This window comes from Chryseobacterium sp. HNCC26DJ240 (assembly GCF_057180485.1).
The window spans coordinates 208984-223400 of sequence record NZ_JBXUGK010000002.1; the positions used below are offsets into that span (position 1 = coordinate 208984).

A 14417-nucleotide genomic window follows, 5' to 3' on the forward strand; every position below is an offset into this window, starting at 1 on the left:
CGGGTTTTTTAAATTTTGAGAAATGAGTTGTAAAGAAATTTTAGTAATAGCATTAAATTTTGGATGTTCAGGATCTACATCAGAAGCTTATGAAGGGTTAAGGTTACTCAAAGAAATTGTTGATAAATCCCCGGTTCCGGTAACTCTCGCTCAAGGAATTGAAAATACAAAAACAATTGCCGATTCAATGAATGAAGCTGCACTGGCCTTAAATGGATTTGTGGAGGCCACATCTGCTCCAATACCTAAAAGTTCAGTAAATCCTTATGACCGCAAATACAATAAAAGAAGATTTAGATAATGAACGCAATACTTTTTTTTGAACAGCTTGCAGAAAAATGGAATGCAGAATTAAAGTGCAATTCATGTTGGACTTTTGGCGCTCCACTTTCAGAAAAAAATATGAATTCACAGGAGGCTCCGGAAGATCAAGTTTGTTGTAACCATCTTTATGTGACAGATTATGAAACATCATCCGGCTACACTAGAGATCCAAATACGAATTTAGTTAACCGTGCTTGGTGTGATCATATTTTTACTTTATATGTAGTAAAGCATTCTGACCTTGGAGTAAACACTTACAACGAACAAGCGGGTCATCCAATCGATGAAAGCCTTTGGAAAACAATTCTTGAACCTCTGCAAAATTGTCTTGGTAATGGAAATGAATTTGACCTCTGCGAAATGGGATATGAGTTTGAAATCTTCAAATGGAATATGAAAGTGGTGAGACTTCTTCAAGATAATAATTACACAGGATGGAGAATCCTTGGAATTTTCAGACAATATACACAATAAAATTATGGACAAAAAAAAGAGACCACTTCGGGTAAAGGTTGCCGGAATATTTTTAACTGCTCTATTATTCACAATCATTTCCTTGCCGATCATCGGCGTTGGAATTTTTATCGGTTGGTGGATTTGGGGATAAATTAAAACGATGGCTGCGATTTACCTTTCAATTGACGAAACTGAAGAAATCTTAAACAAAGTAATTGAGTTATTTATTTTACCTCGATTTGAAGAATTAGGAATGCGTGCAACTGGAGACTGGGAACAAAACCTATCAGCTGAAGCTACCGGCTTAAACTCAGGATCAATTAAAGGAAGACAATACACAGAGCAACTAGTTCAAGGTCTCCCACCAGGAAAGAAAGTTCCGGTAGGTCCTCTGATCAAATGGGCAATGGCAAAATTTAATCTTTCAGAAAAAGATGCAACGCCGGTAGCTTTTGCAGTTCGGGAAAAGATTTTCCAGAGAGGAACTACGTGGCACGAGGAAGGAGGCTCGAATCTGATGGAGATCCTGAATGAACCTCGTACGCTTCAATATATTCAAGAAGAGATTGGAGGTAAATTTCAATTAATGCTTGAATTAGAACTGATTAGAAACGCACAAGAAATATTTAGATGACAAATTATACAATTTACTTCAATGGTGTTTATGTAAGAAAATTCACTGCGAATGAAATGTTCAGAGATAATGGATCATACGTTTTCTCTGTTAATGGACTATTAGTAGCAATAATACCTGTAGATCATTTAGTAATTATTAATGAAGAAGAAAAATGACAATAACAGGCTTAGAAAATAATTACTATTTAGCATTCAACGATAATTGGATTACCGTTGATGGTTTTGTTGAAAGTGTTTCCATTTTGGAAATAACTGTAAAAAATCTAACAACAGGAGTTTCAGTTCCTGCATTTGAGTTGTCGCCATCTCCGGATAATAATTTTGAATTTAATATCTGTATCCCAATAAAATATATGTTCCCTCCCACAGATCATATTACAGTCAATTCTTTACAATCATTTCAACTTGATTTTACTGCAAAATTTGATGATAGTAGTATTGCTGATCAAACAATTTCATTGACAAAGTTGTTCGTTCGAGGTGGTCGAAACAAATCAGCTGGTTCAGAATGGTTTTTGTCATCAACTCAAGAACTTATTATTGGAAAGTGGATTGAATGGCGTGGTCTTGATCTGCCTGGATTTGCAAAAAAGATTCAGGGAAGCTTAGTTGTAGATTTCATTCCCACAACTTCTTTTAAAATTTCAAATCCTTCATGTGACTACAAACTTTTGAAATTCCTTAATTCAATCGGAGGATATCAGTTTTTTATTTTTGAGAAGTATCAGATCAAAACACCTACTAAAAAAGGAAAAACTATTACGAAGAAAACAAATCGTTTAAGATCAGATAATTTCAAAAATTCTTCATCTACTTCAGAAAGAACAATTGAATTCCAAACACTAACTCCTTGGGAAATTCAGGAGGTATTCACAGAACTTGTAAACTCTCCGGAAGTTTTTCTTTATCATCCTGATGGAACTGACAATGATTCGAAGTGGGAGCTCTTAGAACTTGGAAATAATGAATCGATTGAAAACAATTGGACCAGGAAGTACGAAAATAAAATTGAATTTTCTTTTGCAAATTTTTACAATAAAACATCATGATAATAGATCTTTGGGTTGAAGGTGAAAGGATAGATCTTTATTCCGATGCCACTATAAAACATACTTTTCAAGTGAATGATATTTCTGAACTCAAGGACAGACAAACATCATTCACTAATTCTTTTTCTGCTCCAAAGACAAACAACAATGTTCGCATTTTAAAAGGTTTGGGCTTGCCTTCTGACACCTCAAGAGTTCCGTATTTAAAGCCTGATTGCAAAATGAAGTATGAAGGATTTGATGTCATTGTCAAAGGTTGGATGAATGTTACTGACACTGGAGACAATTATAAAATTTACTTGTATTCCGGAATTATCGAATTTTTCAAAGCGATTGAAAATAAAACTCTTGGAAATGATCTTGATCTTTCCGAAATAAACCATGTCAAAGATTTATCAACTGTAGTAAGTTCATATAATGGGAATTCTCCTTACCGTTATTTCCTTGCTGACTATAATGGCCAGACTCACTTTCTAAGTAATCCGGATATTATAAATATTGATTACCTGGTTCCGAGTGTTCGTTTAAAATATTTGTGGGATAAAATTCATGAACAATTTAATTTTCCTTACGACGGAGAAATTTTTGACACTCCTGATTTTAATAACTTTTGGTTGACATTTCCAAAGGCACCAAACATTTCAGAACTCTATAAAATATTAACTCAAGCAAATAATAGTCAAGTTTGGCAAACTAACTTCTCACCATATCTTCCATTGTTGCCAAATAGTACCGCTGGATCACCTTGGAGATATTCCCAATTTTTAGACGTTCCTGAAGATGGAAATTACAGAGTTCGTTTTGAAGTAAATGTTCAGAATGTCTACTCGAATGTTAACTTTTGGATGGGAATAAATTCTGAAGGAATGCCACTACAAAATATTACGAATAAATTACTTCTCGTTTCAACATCTACATCACAAACTACAACAAAAGAATTTTTTATTTCGCTGACAGCAGGATCTGTTTTGCAGTTGTTTTTTGAAAAAGGAGGAATTCCAACGGCACTACCAATCAATATTGCTTTCGCAATCAGAATTGAAAAAGTAAACAAAGAAGATGTAAACTTTCAAGATGGTCTTGCAGATTTTTCGATTCAGGATTTTGTGAAAGAGGTCATTAACATTCATGCTTTGACAATTTTTCCGAAAGAACATTCAAATCAGCTTTCATATAAAACCATTGCTGAACGCGTTAGAACTGCTGAGGTTATAGATTGGACAGATAAATACATTGAGAGAACAAATGAAGAGTATATTTCAACAAATTATGCTCAAAGAAACTTCTTTCAATATCAGTACAATGATAAAGAAGGAACCTATTACGATGGATATATTGATGTTTCAAATCAAAATATAGCAGCTTCAAAAAGCATTTTTAAATCTAGAACTTACGCTCCGGAAAGAATTAAAACAAAATTTTTCCTCAATGATTTAACTGAGATTGATTCTGATGTTTTTAAATTTTATGAAAAACAGCCAGACGACAATCCTAACAATGCTCCTAAGTATAAAGGCCTTGAAAAAAGATTTTATTTTATTAAGGAGGTTTCCGGAGTCCATTCTGTAGTTATCGGTAGTGAAGCGACAAACGAGTCTCAATCTATAACTACAGCAATTGTAGGATCATTTAGCGGCTTAGATTGGCAAAATTTACTTGGCAAATATTATGGAGACTACACGACTATCTTAAACGATAGCAGGTTACACACTATTGATTTGGATTGCAATATTATTGATATGATTCATTTGGATTTCCAAAAGCTTTATTACTTCAGACAGGAGCAGCAATACTACATATTAAACAAAATTAATTTTGACAGCAAAAAATCTCCGGGAGAATTTATCCGTGTAAAAAGAGTTGCTGATTCTGCACTGATTAATCTTGGTGTAGCAATAGACTGGATTGACGCAAATATAAATACAACATCTACAAGATCCAATTATGATGCTGTTGCAGCTATTACCGGAAACCCAACATACACTTGGCAAAAAAGATTGAACAATGGTTCTTGGACTGATATTTCTTCAAACATTACAAATATCAATTTACTGTTTGGTTTTGGGCTTAATGAATTTCGTGTTTCTTACACCAATGGAGCCGCTTCAGGTTTTTCAAATTCAATTTATTATGAGAGAAAAATAGAGACAGATCCGGATAAATGTTACAGATTTGATTTTACAAGTCTGCAAGCGTTGCCAAGAACAATTCAGTTTATTAATTTATTAGGAATGAATGATATGATAGTGTTGAATTTCATTTCATCTTCTGAAGTTAAAAGTTTAGAAGCAAAACAAATTTTAAATAACGGAGGTGCATTATTGGTAAATCAGGTTGTTATTGACTGTCCGGTTATTCCTTGTAAGAGTTATGAAGCTACTAAGTATGGCGGTTCCGGCGATGACCTTTCTGTAAGCTTTATTGATTGTAATGGTTCAGATCAATCAATTATACAGTATGCAAGTGGCGTTGGTCAGTCGCTTACAATCGGACCATTTTGCGCAAGAGAAGGAACAGTGCTAAGTAACGGAACTTTAAATGAATTAGGAGTATGTTAGAATTATTAAATGAATTATCAGCGAAACAGAATCTTGTTTTCGTTGGAAGCGTGGCAATGATGCTTCAGGGAATTAATGTAGTTCCGGCAGATATTGACATTGTTGTTACAGATCTGGAAGGCCTCGAAGGATATACAGAATATACAACAGACTCAAAATATTCTACAAGTGGCCAGCGTGCATTTATTCTGCGTGAGGATTTTAATATTGATATTTTCATTGAGGAAAAATTGCCACAGTTTGCCATAATTGAAGGAAAAAAGGTAATCACACCATATTACCAGGAAAAATATTATAACCGAATTCTTCCACAATTAGATTTCAGAAGACAATTATTAATACAGGAGAAATTAGAATTATTACAATAAGCATCCCCGTGCTTTAAAAAAGACCTCAAAGAAGTAAACCCCCTGAAAGTAATAATAAACTTTTGGGATGAGCAATCGAAACATAGAACTTGGAACCTTCACATGGGATTCCACAAAACTCTCAGATCAAGTAGCTGCCAACTATCTTCACTTAGGAAAGTTGAAAAGTACTATCACTGAAAGTACAGCGTCTGTCAGAAACTATAATAAGTTAATTTCAGATTTAGAAAAAAGCATTGAAGCAGAGAACGAAGCTCAGCAAGCATTTAACGAAATGCTTGCTGAAGGTGTGATTTCTCAGGAAGAATATGCAGAAGCAGTTGCTACCAGCAACGAAGCGATCGAGTCATTTATTACAGAACAACAGGCTGCGGTACGCTCGCAAGCTGAATTAGCGCTTTCAATTACAACCACGCAACGGGAAATAACTGAACTAAATACTGAGCAGAGAGAACTCAACCGTTTGCTGGCTGCCGGTCGTGAAGAGATTCAAGGAAACGAGGGTGCGTATAAAGAACTTACAACAGAATTGAGTGCTGCAAAAACTGAAGTTAAAAATCTTGGTGCAGAATTAATTCAGATGGAAAATTCCGGAATGCGAGAATCTGAACCGGAAAGATATGCCGAATTAGCTGCAAGATTTGCTGAAGCGTCTACTCGTGCTCGGGAACTTAATGATCAACTTTTGGCTGTTGATAGAACAGTTGGAGACAATCAAAGAAATGTTGGTAATTATCAAGAAGCATTTACTTCTGCTTTTTCACAAATATCTGAGGGAGCAAGCCAAATGTTGAGTGGAAATGTTCAAGAAGGTTTTGACTCAATTAAAGCTGGGTTTAATGGAATTAAAACTGCTGCTGCTGAAGCTTATACTTTTATCCTCGCCAATCCTTTGACGGCACTGATTGCTGTTTTCGCTGCTTTGGCTGTTGGCGTTTATTCCGGAGTAAATGCGATAATCGACTACAACGAAGAAATCAAGGAAGCGAAAAAACTTACTGAAGATCTCACCGGAACTACTGGCGCTGTTGCCGACAATATCAGAGTTAGGGCAAAAGCATTGTCAGATACTTTTAAAGATGACTTTGAAAAAACTCTGAATACCGCCAACACTTTAGCAAAGCAGCTAGGTATTACATTCGATGAAGCATTTGACAAAATTGAACAAGGTTATATCCGTGGTGCGAATGCCAACGGCGATTTTCTTGATCGTTTAGGTGAATATGGTCCATTACTTAATAAATATGGATTCGATTTAGATCAGATTATCGGTCTGCAGATCCAAGCACAGGAGCAAGGTCTTTTCAGTGACAAGTTCGAAGATTCGATTAAGGAGGCAGGACTGTCGCTTGAAGAATTTACCAAGTCTCAATCTGATGCTATTGCCAACGCTTTTGGTAAACCGTTTGCCGATAAAGTTTCCCATGATGTAAATTCCGGTGTAATGACCGTGAAGGACGCAATTGTGTTGATGTCCGCTGAAGCTAAAAAACAAGGCCTTTCGGTTCAGCAGTTCGGAGTTCTCACAGCTGATGTTTTCAAAGGTGCTGGAGAAGATATTGGTGGTGCTCAGGTTATGTTTGAAAATATCTATGAAGGCATAGATAATCTACAGGAGCCTCTCACGAAGTTACAGCAGAGAACTCTTGCCGTAAGCAAGGCAAATCTAGAATTAGCAAAAACGAAGGATGAAGCTTTGAAATCTGATGCTCTTATGGATTTCATGGGAGATATGGATTTATTCATGATCAAAGCTGAAACGCTATGGTATAAATTCGTGGGTGGCCTGACTGATGCGATGTCTTGGCTTGATCAAATTACCGGAAGTTCGGAAATTTTAGGTGAAACTTGGGATGCAGCAACAGAATATGCAGATGCACTTTGGGTTGTGATTGAAGAGATATTTGACGCCTTTTCTAACCTTGCTTCAGCACTCGGTATCAATAATTCAGAGTCGCAATCATTCCTTAAAAATGTTTTAAAAATGATGAATCCTTTGAATATTTTGAAAGGTATTTATCATGCTTTGACAGGTGCTGTGAAATTATTTGGAGGAGTGATCACAAATACAGGTTTGATGCTTTCAACTTTCGCAATTTCTGCTAAATCAATTTTTAAACAATTGGCAGAAGCTGCTGCATTATTTATGAATGCAGACTTGAAAGGTGGTTTACAAAAACTTAAAGATATTGATTTAGGTAAAGAATTTACAACTGCGAGAAAAGAAGCAGAGAGAATTTACGCATTGAACAAAGCTAATAAAGCACAAAAAGCAATTGAGGAAGCTCCGATAAAAGAGAAGACCGAAGCGAGCAACAAAAATAAATCCACTACTCAGGCAGATCGGGAAGCCGCCGCAAAGGCTGCTGAAGAAGCTAGAAAAAAAGCCGAAGCTGATGCAAAAAAAATAGAATCAAAAAGAATTGCTGATGCAAGAAAAGCTGCTGAAGATGCGAAAAAAGCTTTGGAGGAAGAATCTAAGCGAACTTTGGAAATCGCAAAAAGTGAAGCCGAGCAAAAAGCTGATATTGCCAAAACAGAATTAGCAAAGTATATTCTCGACAATGCCGACAAACTTAAGAATGATAAATCTCTTCTTAAAAGCAAATTAGATTTACAAACTTCTTATTATGATGAAGTAAGAAGTTTACAGCAGGCAGCCAACGACAATGAAGAAAAGGCTAAAATTCTTTCTATTCAACAAAAAGTTGATGAATTAAATAAAAAGAAAGAATTAAATCAAAATGATTTTGATGAAAGAAAAATTCTTCTAGCTGAAATTGAGAATATTCGTCAAGAATTCAATAATCGTGAAGTTGAACTCACGGCCTCTACGAATGAGAAAAAGAAGGAACTTGAAAAAAAGTATGAAACTGACCTTCAAGAACAACGCGATTTAAAGCAAGCTCTAGCATTCCAGCAACGAATTATTAAGCTTGAAGAAAATAATGCGCTTGAAGCTGAAATTCAACGCACGCAACTTGAAGCCGATACACAACAGCGACTGGAGCAGTTCCTGAAGGAAAATGAATTAAAAAGACAATTAGACCAGGAAGAATATGATCTGAATGCCGAAATCATTACTCAGCGTAAACAACTTGAAAATGAGATTGCTCTTTTAGATGATGAAAACGAAAAACTTCGTCTCCAAAATAAGTTAGACCAGCTAAATGTCATCGAATCTCAATATGCAGCTAATCAGAAAAAGCTAGACAAAGCTGTTAATGATGCAAAATTGGAAGCTTACGCCAGTGCATTTGGTTCTATAAAGTCTTTATTCGGGGAAAGTACTGCTGTAGGAAAAGCTGCTGCAATTGCGGAAACCACTATCAATACTTACAAAGCTGCAACTGCCGCTTATGCTGCCGGTGCTTCATTAGGTGGACCTCTTGGTGCAGTGATGGGTCCGATACTCGCGGGTCTTGCAGTTGCTTCCGGTTTATCAAATGTCAAAAAAATTGTTTCAGTTAAAGCTGACAAGGCTGCAAAGGGAATGTTGATCAATGGTCCTTCCCATGATGGGGGTGGGGTTCCAATTTCTACCCCTAACGGAATGATCGAAGCCGAAGGTGGTGAACCAATTTTGACTAAAAAAGCTTTTCAGATGTTTCCCGGGTTAATTTCTGATATTAATGTTGCTGGTGGTGGAGTTCCACTTTATGCTAATGGTGGAGTTATCGGAAGTAACTTGGCAACAGTTCAAAATACAATTAGAACAGTCAACCCTGTGATCACTTTAGATTCAGATGCTGTAGGACTTTTACAAGATGCAATCTATTCCGGATCACAAAATGGTCTGTCGGATCTAGCACAAGACAGAAAAATCGCTAACTCTTCAAATTTTTAATTATGGATTTACTCGAAGGAATAAAAAGAATGAAAGAAAATCTGGAAACAGAAACTAATCCAGATGCAGTTAAAAGTGTGAAGGCTGCGATATCCGGAATGACCAATTTTTACTTTGGTCATAAATCTCAACTCGCAAAAGAACGTCTGGAAAACTTTTGTAAAGGCTGTGATTTCAACATGAAAGAACCGGTTGATGATATGAGAGTGATAGATAATTCAATCCCGGAACTGAGCGGAAGAATGTGTGGTAATTGCGGATGCGTTTTATCATATAAATTAAGACAATCAATAAAAAAATGTGAATTTTGGAAATAGCAGTAAAAGATTTAATCTCTAGTAACCTTGAAGTGTTCTTTAAACTTGATCTTGTTGGTGTGAAGTCAATCAGTTCTGCAATTGATCTGATGCACATTTACAAAGCTTATCAGGAATATTTGTGGATTGATAAAGAAACGGAGAGAAAAAAAGTTGTGGCTCAAGCCTGCAAAGTTTCTGTGAGTACGGTTGAAAAGGCGTTATGCCTGATGAATAAGCAATTAAAAATAGATAAAAAAAATCCTACACTTTTGTAGGATTTTCAATTATTGGCAGGTAACTCTGTTTTCATATTCGGTAACTGTGTAAGTATTGTTTCCTGGATTTAAAGTTCCATTTGAAGAACCATTTCCTGCAAGACTTCCATTCTTACCACAATCATCCGAATCTATTGATTCTGGATTTCCGGCTTTCTGCCAGTCTGTACTTGAAACAAACGTACTTTGACCATTAGAAGTAGCGACGGTGTAAGTTGCTTTTCTTTCCCAACGCTGTTGTGAGCACTCACAATCTTTGTCATCCTTTCCACATGATGTAAATAAAGCTGCGACTCCAATTAGTAAAATTATTTTTTTCATCCAGCAAAAGTTAAATGTATTGGATTATTAAATTCATCATTTATTTCAGCCATCTTATCAAAAACACAAATTTGATTATTATAACCAAGTGCGACCTCAAAACCAAATAATGTCTTTTGTATTTGAATTGGGCTTTGCATTTCTTCTTTTTTAGATTCTACTGCATTTTTAATTACAGTTGGTATGGAAATAATAATTCGTGAGTCATCGATACCCCTTTCTCTCAATTTATTGATATCCCAAAGTATCAAGTTAAGAATGTGGTCAATATTTTCATTATTAAATTCTATCTCTTTCATAACCATATTATTTTAATCCTTTAATTCCATATTTGATAAGTTTCCGATACATCAAATATTCTTTCATTCTGTGTTCATTGTAACCTTCTTTATCAACTGCAATTTCCCCTTTCATTTTACACCATTCCAAATACTCATTGTATTCATTATCATCAACTAATTTCTTCTCATGAATTTCAATGTATTTATTTTTTTCGTTCACAGGTTTAACCATCTTTTTTAACAAAGAGATGTATCTGAAAACAAAAAAAACTCCTAAGCTAAGTAAAATAAATAATAGAATGAAAACCATATTCTTTTAAAAAATTACGAACAGTGTTTAAAAGCCTTTGAATAAAAGATTTAGGCAATATTTTACACTTTTGATATACCTTCAAAATTACTGCTTTTTATTCAAATATTTGTATGAGAGCAAGTAGTTTTTCTTATGGTTCATGAAATTAATATTTACGGCGACATTGTCCCCTTCCATTCCGGTTGGGGCGATGAATATTCTCTCAAGGATTTGAACGCAGATTTGGGAAGATTGACTGTGTCTGAAGGTGATGAGCTCATTGCAAATATTCACACTTATGGAGGTTGCACCGCAACTGCTTTCGGAATTAGAAATAAACTTCAAAGATTTGAAAAGGAAAACAACATAAGCCTCACCACCCGAGTAGATGGTTGGTGTGCTTCGAGTGGTGTGATCATTCTTCTTGCCAGCACAAAAAAGAGAATTGGAAATTCTTATGCAGAGCCATTCATCCATAATGCATGGACGTGGACTATGGGCGACAAAAACGAACATCAGAAACATTTAGAGGATCTAGTGAGAGTTGATGATCAGATTTCAAATCTTTATGCTGAAGTAACCAGCATCTCCAAAGAGGAAGCGGTTTCGCTCATGAACTCTGAAGGATTTGTTACTGCTCAAAAATCTCTTGAATATGGATTCTTCACGGAATTGGAAGATGTAGAGGTCATCGAGGTTGAGGTAATGAACTCAATTAAAAAAAATCATTCTGAAAACAGACAAAAATTCAAAAACAATATGTCAGAGAAAAACAGAAAGAGTACCTGGAACAAATTGAGAAATCAAATAGATGATTTTTTCAAGGGTACAAAAAACAAAATTGTTTTCACTGCAGATAATTCTGAGCTTGATTTCTACGAATTAGGCGACGATGAAACTCCAAAAGCAAAAGATGGAGAAACTGCCGGAGACAAAGCTAAGTTTGACGGCAAACCTGCCGGAGAAAGCAATGACGGCGAATATGTAATGCCTTCTGGGGAAACTTACAAATTCGACGGTGAAGAGCTTATTGAAATTCTTCCTAAAGAAGATGAGGAGTCTGAGACTGAAGCCTTACAAACTGAGAATTCAGAATTGAAAGAAGAAATTGAAAATCTCAAGCTGGAAGTTAAAAACCTAAAGACTGAGAAAGCTACTTTGAATACAAAGCTTAATGATGCTAAATCCATTATTAAGAATTTCAAAGAGGAAATGGAAGACGATGAGGAAGAAGAAGATGAAAAACCAGATTCAAAGAAAAGGACTTCCAGAAATTCTGCTCCAGCAAAGCGTAACCTTTTTAAACACGTAAAATAAAATGGCAATAGATACAAATTTTACCGCTCAGATTACCGATGTAGTTGGTAGTCTTACAAAACAAGAAAAGATGCAGTTTTCAGAGGCTCTTTTCAAAGGTTCAGTAGAAGTTACTGATCTTACCAAAGAACACACAGTACTTACTGGTATTCGTCACGGAAATTATGTTCCAATCATTGACGACCAAGCAAATTATGAAAGCTTTCCTTTCTCAAATCCTAATGTTTGTGCGATTCCTGCGTGTGACATCAGCACTGATTATTCTACAGAAAAGTGGGATTTAGGTTTGATCGAATGTAAAGTACCAATCTGTTTGAGAAGCTTCGATGACGATTTCCTTGTTTTCTGGAACCAGTACAAAATGATCCAAACGGACGCTGCGAAAAATGAAGAGTATATGAACTCAGCATTGATTCAGTTCATGGTTGACAAGTTCAAGAAAAATCATTTAGCAGCTCAATGGAGAGGTGCTTACTTCGGTGATAAAGCCAGTACATCTGCATTGTTTAACGGAATCGACGGATGGTTTACTCAAGCTGAAGCTGGTGGAGCGGATCACATCGTGACTATTGCTGAAAACGATGGCGCAAACTTTACAGCTCAAAGATTAACTGGAGAAAGAATCTATGAAATTCTTCTTGATATGTATCAAAAGTATTTCCTTGGTTCATGGTTCACAGACAAGCCGGTTGAATTCAGAATCACAAAGCAAAATGCAATGATTCTGACTTTGTATTACAACACTTTGAAAGATAAGAAATGTTGTGATGGTGTTCAGATTTTGGATCCTGAGAAAGTTGTAGCTGCACCACAGTTTGATTTCGAAAGATTGACATTTTACGGAATTCCAATCAAAGTAATGAAGATCTGGGATGAGGTAATCAACAAAACTGCTGAGTTGAATCCTGGCTGGAACGGTAAAAAAATCGCTACTCCAAATGCGAAAAGAGTGAATCCGAACAGATTCTTATTGACGTATGCTTCTAACTTGGTTATGGGAACTCAGGAGCAAAGTAACTTGAATTTCTTCGACATCTGGCATTCGCAAGATGACGATAAAATCTACATGAAGGGAGGATCTTACTTCGGGGCTGCTATTGCTGAGAAGGATAACTATTTACTAGCAATTTAAAAACAAAAATATGGCAAATCCTATTATTTGTGCGGAGTTAACAGGGTCAATTGACAACAGTTGCCCTCGGAATTTCGCAAAGAAATATTTTCAAGAAGCCGTCTTTATCAATCTTAATGATGTCGACAAAGATAATTCTGTAGTTGGAGGTATTGCAGGTTCCACTTGTGATTATACAGTTCAGATGGTTTTAAAATCACTAAAAAAAGGCGTGATGGTTAAGCTTCCAGAAACTGGAAATGCGATCAAAGGTTACACCAACAAGTCCAAGACAGAGAACGGTATTGTTCAATATCTGCATCAGGTTCAAATCTTAATGTTGGGTGCTTCGGCTCAAGCTAAATGTCAGATGGATAAGCTTGACCACGGCCGTTACGTAGTCGTACTGCAATTGACAGATGGAACACCGGAAGTTTATGGTTGGGAAAATGGTATTACTACCGGAGATTATACCTACGATGTTGCAGCAGGAGGCGGTGGAGGTTTGATTGTTTTACAATCTGATGAAGACGGACAGGAATCTATGCTTCCAATGGTTTACAAACCACAGACCGGCGGTGATGCTAATGCTGATTTCAATGAACAATTTGAAGCAGCTTAATAATGGCAATTTCAATTGAAGATCTTATAAAAGCAGGGAAAAGTGAGGTTAGATATAGTTCTGACCTCCTTACTGCTTATAAGAAATTATTTGCCGAGAAATTCGGAAGAGAACCCGATTGTGCCGGTTGCACATTCGATTCTGATTGGAACAGATTAATTAACAATCAAAACATTTCAAACCGAGAAATTATGTCTGAAAATACATTCAAATTAAGAGACAACTCAATTATTTACACTTACGACAAGGAAGATAAGAAGAAAAATACGATTCGAAGAACCCGAAGTTACGGGAATATCATGACGGAAGAATTCGCTGAAGAATATCTTTCACATGGAACTCCGGAACAAATTGCTGAAAGAAAAAAGCAGTTTAAAATTCTTCCTAAAAAATTCCAAGAGCAAGGCGATGCTCCTGCGGACAACAAATTCCCTGAGAAACTTGTTGACATGAAAAATTTTGCAGCTGAGAAAAAATATCCTGCTGAAGAATATTCAGAGATCACAAGAAAGGCTGACATGATCGCTTATCTGGAAGGTAAGGAGTTAGAAACTGAAGAAGACGTAGAAACTGAAGAAAATACTATCGATGAAGATGCAGTAAATGATTCAGAAGATCAAGAGCAAGGCGATGCTCCAGTGGAATAAATAATCCAAATACT

At 36.0% G+C, this 14417-nt stretch carries 17 protein-coding genes; 14 read left to right on the plus strand and 3 right to left on the minus strand.

Features of this window, described 5'->3' with window-relative positions:
- Positions 1-22: 22 nt before the first annotated feature.
- From AC2A1G_RS04090 to AC2A1G_RS04135, 10 genes are all read left to right on the plus strand, one after another.
- Complete coding sequence (locus AC2A1G_RS04090) at positions 23-301, plus strand: hypothetical protein (RefSeq protein WP_484045683.1); 279 nt, start codon at positions 23-25, stop codon at positions 299-301.
- On the plus strand, positions 301-798 hold the full coding sequence (locus tag AC2A1G_RS04095; protein ID WP_484045684.1) for a hypothetical protein: 498 nt from the start codon (positions 301-303) through the stop codon (positions 796-798). The genes AC2A1G_RS04090 and AC2A1G_RS04095 overlap by 1 nt, the downstream gene beginning before the upstream one ends.
- A 4-nt stretch (positions 799-802) precedes the next feature.
- Entirely contained in the window at positions 803-931 is a 129-nt protein-coding gene (locus AC2A1G_RS04100) for a hypothetical protein (RefSeq protein ID WP_484045685.1), read from the plus strand.
- A gap of 9 nt (positions 932-940) precedes the next feature.
- The gene (locus AC2A1G_RS04105; RefSeq protein WP_484045686.1) at positions 941-1414 is read left to right on the plus strand and encodes a hypothetical protein; all 474 of its coding nucleotides are present in this window, start codon (positions 941-943) and stop codon (positions 1412-1414) included.
- A gap of 154 nt (positions 1415-1568) precedes the next feature.
- Positions 1569-2465 carry a hypothetical protein gene (locus tag AC2A1G_RS04110; RefSeq protein WP_484045687.1) on the plus strand — a complete coding sequence of 299 codons (897 nt, stop codon included), beginning with the start codon at positions 1569-1571 and terminating at the stop codon, positions 2463-2465.
- Entirely contained in the window at positions 2462-5023 is a 2562-nt protein-coding gene (locus tag AC2A1G_RS04115; protein WP_484045688.1) for a hypothetical protein, read from the plus strand. Before AC2A1G_RS04110 ends, AC2A1G_RS04115 begins: the two co-directional genes overlap by 4 nt.
- Positions 5017-5391 (plus strand): hypothetical protein, encoded by a 375-nt coding sequence (locus tag AC2A1G_RS04120; RefSeq protein ID WP_484045689.1) that lies wholly within the window; start codon positions 5017-5019, stop codon positions 5389-5391. The genes AC2A1G_RS04115 and AC2A1G_RS04120 overlap by 7 nt, the downstream gene beginning before the upstream one ends.
- A gap of 67 nt (positions 5392-5458) precedes the next feature.
- Complete coding sequence (locus tag AC2A1G_RS04125; RefSeq protein WP_484045690.1) at positions 5459-9238, plus strand: hypothetical protein; 3780 nt, start codon at positions 5459-5461, stop codon at positions 9236-9238.
- 2 nt (positions 9239-9240) lie between these two features.
- A complete protein-coding gene (locus AC2A1G_RS04130; RefSeq protein ID WP_484045691.1) occupies positions 9241-9555 on the plus strand; it encodes a hypothetical protein in 315 nt (104 codons plus the stop codon).
- A complete protein-coding gene (locus AC2A1G_RS04135) occupies positions 9546-9812 on the plus strand; it encodes a hypothetical protein (RefSeq protein ID WP_484045692.1) in 267 nt (88 codons plus the stop codon). Before AC2A1G_RS04130 ends, AC2A1G_RS04135 begins: the two co-directional genes overlap by 10 nt.
- A gap of 9 nt (positions 9813-9821) precedes the next feature.
- Here AC2A1G_RS04135 and AC2A1G_RS04140 read toward each other — a convergent pair whose 3' ends face one another.
- Genes AC2A1G_RS04140 through AC2A1G_RS04150 form a run of 3 tightly spaced genes read right to left on the minus strand, consistent with a single transcriptional unit; the run spans position 9822 to position 10634 of the window.
- Positions 9822-10133 carry a hypothetical protein gene (locus AC2A1G_RS04140; RefSeq protein ID WP_484045693.1) on the minus strand — a complete coding sequence of 104 codons (312 nt, stop codon included), beginning with the start codon at positions 10131-10133 and terminating at the stop codon, positions 9822-9824.
- Positions 10130-10432 carry a hypothetical protein gene (locus tag AC2A1G_RS04145; protein WP_484045694.1) on the minus strand — a complete coding sequence of 101 codons (303 nt, stop codon included), beginning with the start codon at positions 10430-10432 and terminating at the stop codon, positions 10130-10132. The genes AC2A1G_RS04140 and AC2A1G_RS04145 overlap by 4 nt, the downstream gene beginning before the upstream one ends.
- 7 nt (positions 10433-10439) lie before the next feature.
- Positions 10440-10634, minus strand: coding sequence for a hypothetical protein (locus AC2A1G_RS04150; protein WP_484045695.1), 195 nt, complete (start codon positions 10632-10634; stop codon positions 10440-10442).
- 225 nt (positions 10635-10859) lie between these two features.
- On the opposite strand from AC2A1G_RS04150, the gene AC2A1G_RS04155 reads away from it, so the two are divergent.
- Genes AC2A1G_RS04155 through AC2A1G_RS04170 form a run of 4 tightly spaced genes read left to right on the plus strand, consistent with a single transcriptional unit; the run spans position 10860 to position 14403 of the window.
- Positions 10860-12023: an ATP-dependent Clp protease proteolytic subunit gene (locus tag AC2A1G_RS04155; protein ID WP_484045696.1), complete on the plus strand. Its 1164-nt coding sequence runs from the start codon at positions 10860-10862 to the stop codon at positions 12021-12023.
- A gap of 1 nt (position 12024) precedes the next feature.
- The gene (locus AC2A1G_RS04160) at positions 12025-13155 is read left to right on the plus strand and encodes a hypothetical protein (protein ID WP_484045697.1); all 1131 of its coding nucleotides are present in this window, start codon (positions 12025-12027) and stop codon (positions 13153-13155) included.
- A 10-nt stretch (positions 13156-13165) separates the two neighbouring features.
- Positions 13166-13756 carry a hypothetical protein gene (locus AC2A1G_RS04165; RefSeq protein WP_484045698.1) on the plus strand — a complete coding sequence of 197 codons (591 nt, stop codon included), beginning with the start codon at positions 13166-13168 and terminating at the stop codon, positions 13754-13756.
- A 2-nt stretch (positions 13757-13758) separates the two neighbouring features.
- On the plus strand, positions 13759-14403 hold the full coding sequence (locus AC2A1G_RS04170; RefSeq protein ID WP_484045699.1) for a hypothetical protein: 645 nt from the start codon (positions 13759-13761) through the stop codon (positions 14401-14403).
- Positions 14404-14417 lie beyond the last annotated feature (14 nt).

Excerpts from the sequence above, each read along its gene's own strand:
- AC2A1G_RS04090 (WP_484045683.1), top strand. The coding sequence starts at position 23 with ATGAGTTGTAAAGAAATTTTAGTAATAGCATTAAATTTTGGATGTTCA.
- AC2A1G_RS04095 (WP_484045684.1), top strand. The coding sequence starts at position 301 with ATGAACGCAATACTTTTTTTTGAACAGCTTGCAGAAAAATGGAATGCA.
- AC2A1G_RS04100 (WP_484045685.1), top strand. The coding sequence starts at position 803 with ATGGACAAAAAAAAGAGACCACTTCGGGTAAAGGTTGCCGGAATATTT.
- AC2A1G_RS04105 (WP_484045686.1), top strand. The coding sequence starts at position 941 with ATGGCTGCGATTTACCTTTCAATTGACGAAACTGAAGAAATCTTAAAC.
- AC2A1G_RS04110 (WP_484045687.1), top strand. The coding sequence starts at position 1,569 with ATGACAATAACAGGCTTAGAAAATAATTACTATTTAGCATTCAACGAT.
- AC2A1G_RS04115 (WP_484045688.1), top strand. The coding sequence starts at position 2,462 with ATGATAATAGATCTTTGGGTTGAAGGTGAAAGGATAGATCTTTATTCC.
- AC2A1G_RS04120 (WP_484045689.1), top strand. The coding sequence starts at position 5,017 with ATGTTAGAATTATTAAATGAATTATCAGCGAAACAGAATCTTGTTTTC.
- AC2A1G_RS04125 (WP_484045690.1), top strand. The coding sequence starts at position 5,459 with ATGAGCAATCGAAACATAGAACTTGGAACCTTCACATGGGATTCCACA.
- AC2A1G_RS04130 (WP_484045691.1), top strand. The coding sequence starts at position 9,241 with ATGGATTTACTCGAAGGAATAAAAAGAATGAAAGAAAATCTGGAAACA.
- AC2A1G_RS04140 (WP_484045693.1), bottom strand. The coding sequence starts at position 10,133 with ATGAAAAAAATAATTTTACTAATTGGAGTCGCAGCTTTATTTACATCA.
- AC2A1G_RS04145 (WP_484045694.1), bottom strand. The coding sequence starts at position 10,432 with ATGAAAGAGATAGAATTTAATAATGAAAATATTGACCACATTCTTAAC.
- AC2A1G_RS04155 (WP_484045696.1), top strand. The coding sequence starts at position 10,860 with ATGGTTCATGAAATTAATATTTACGGCGACATTGTCCCCTTCCATTCC.
- AC2A1G_RS04160 (WP_484045697.1), top strand. The coding sequence starts at position 12,025 with ATGGCAATAGATACAAATTTTACCGCTCAGATTACCGATGTAGTTGGT.
- AC2A1G_RS04165 (WP_484045698.1), top strand. The coding sequence starts at position 13,166 with ATGGCAAATCCTATTATTTGTGCGGAGTTAACAGGGTCAATTGACAAC.
- AC2A1G_RS04170 (WP_484045699.1), top strand. The coding sequence starts at position 13,759 with ATGGCAATTTCAATTGAAGATCTTATAAAAGCAGGGAAAAGTGAGGTT.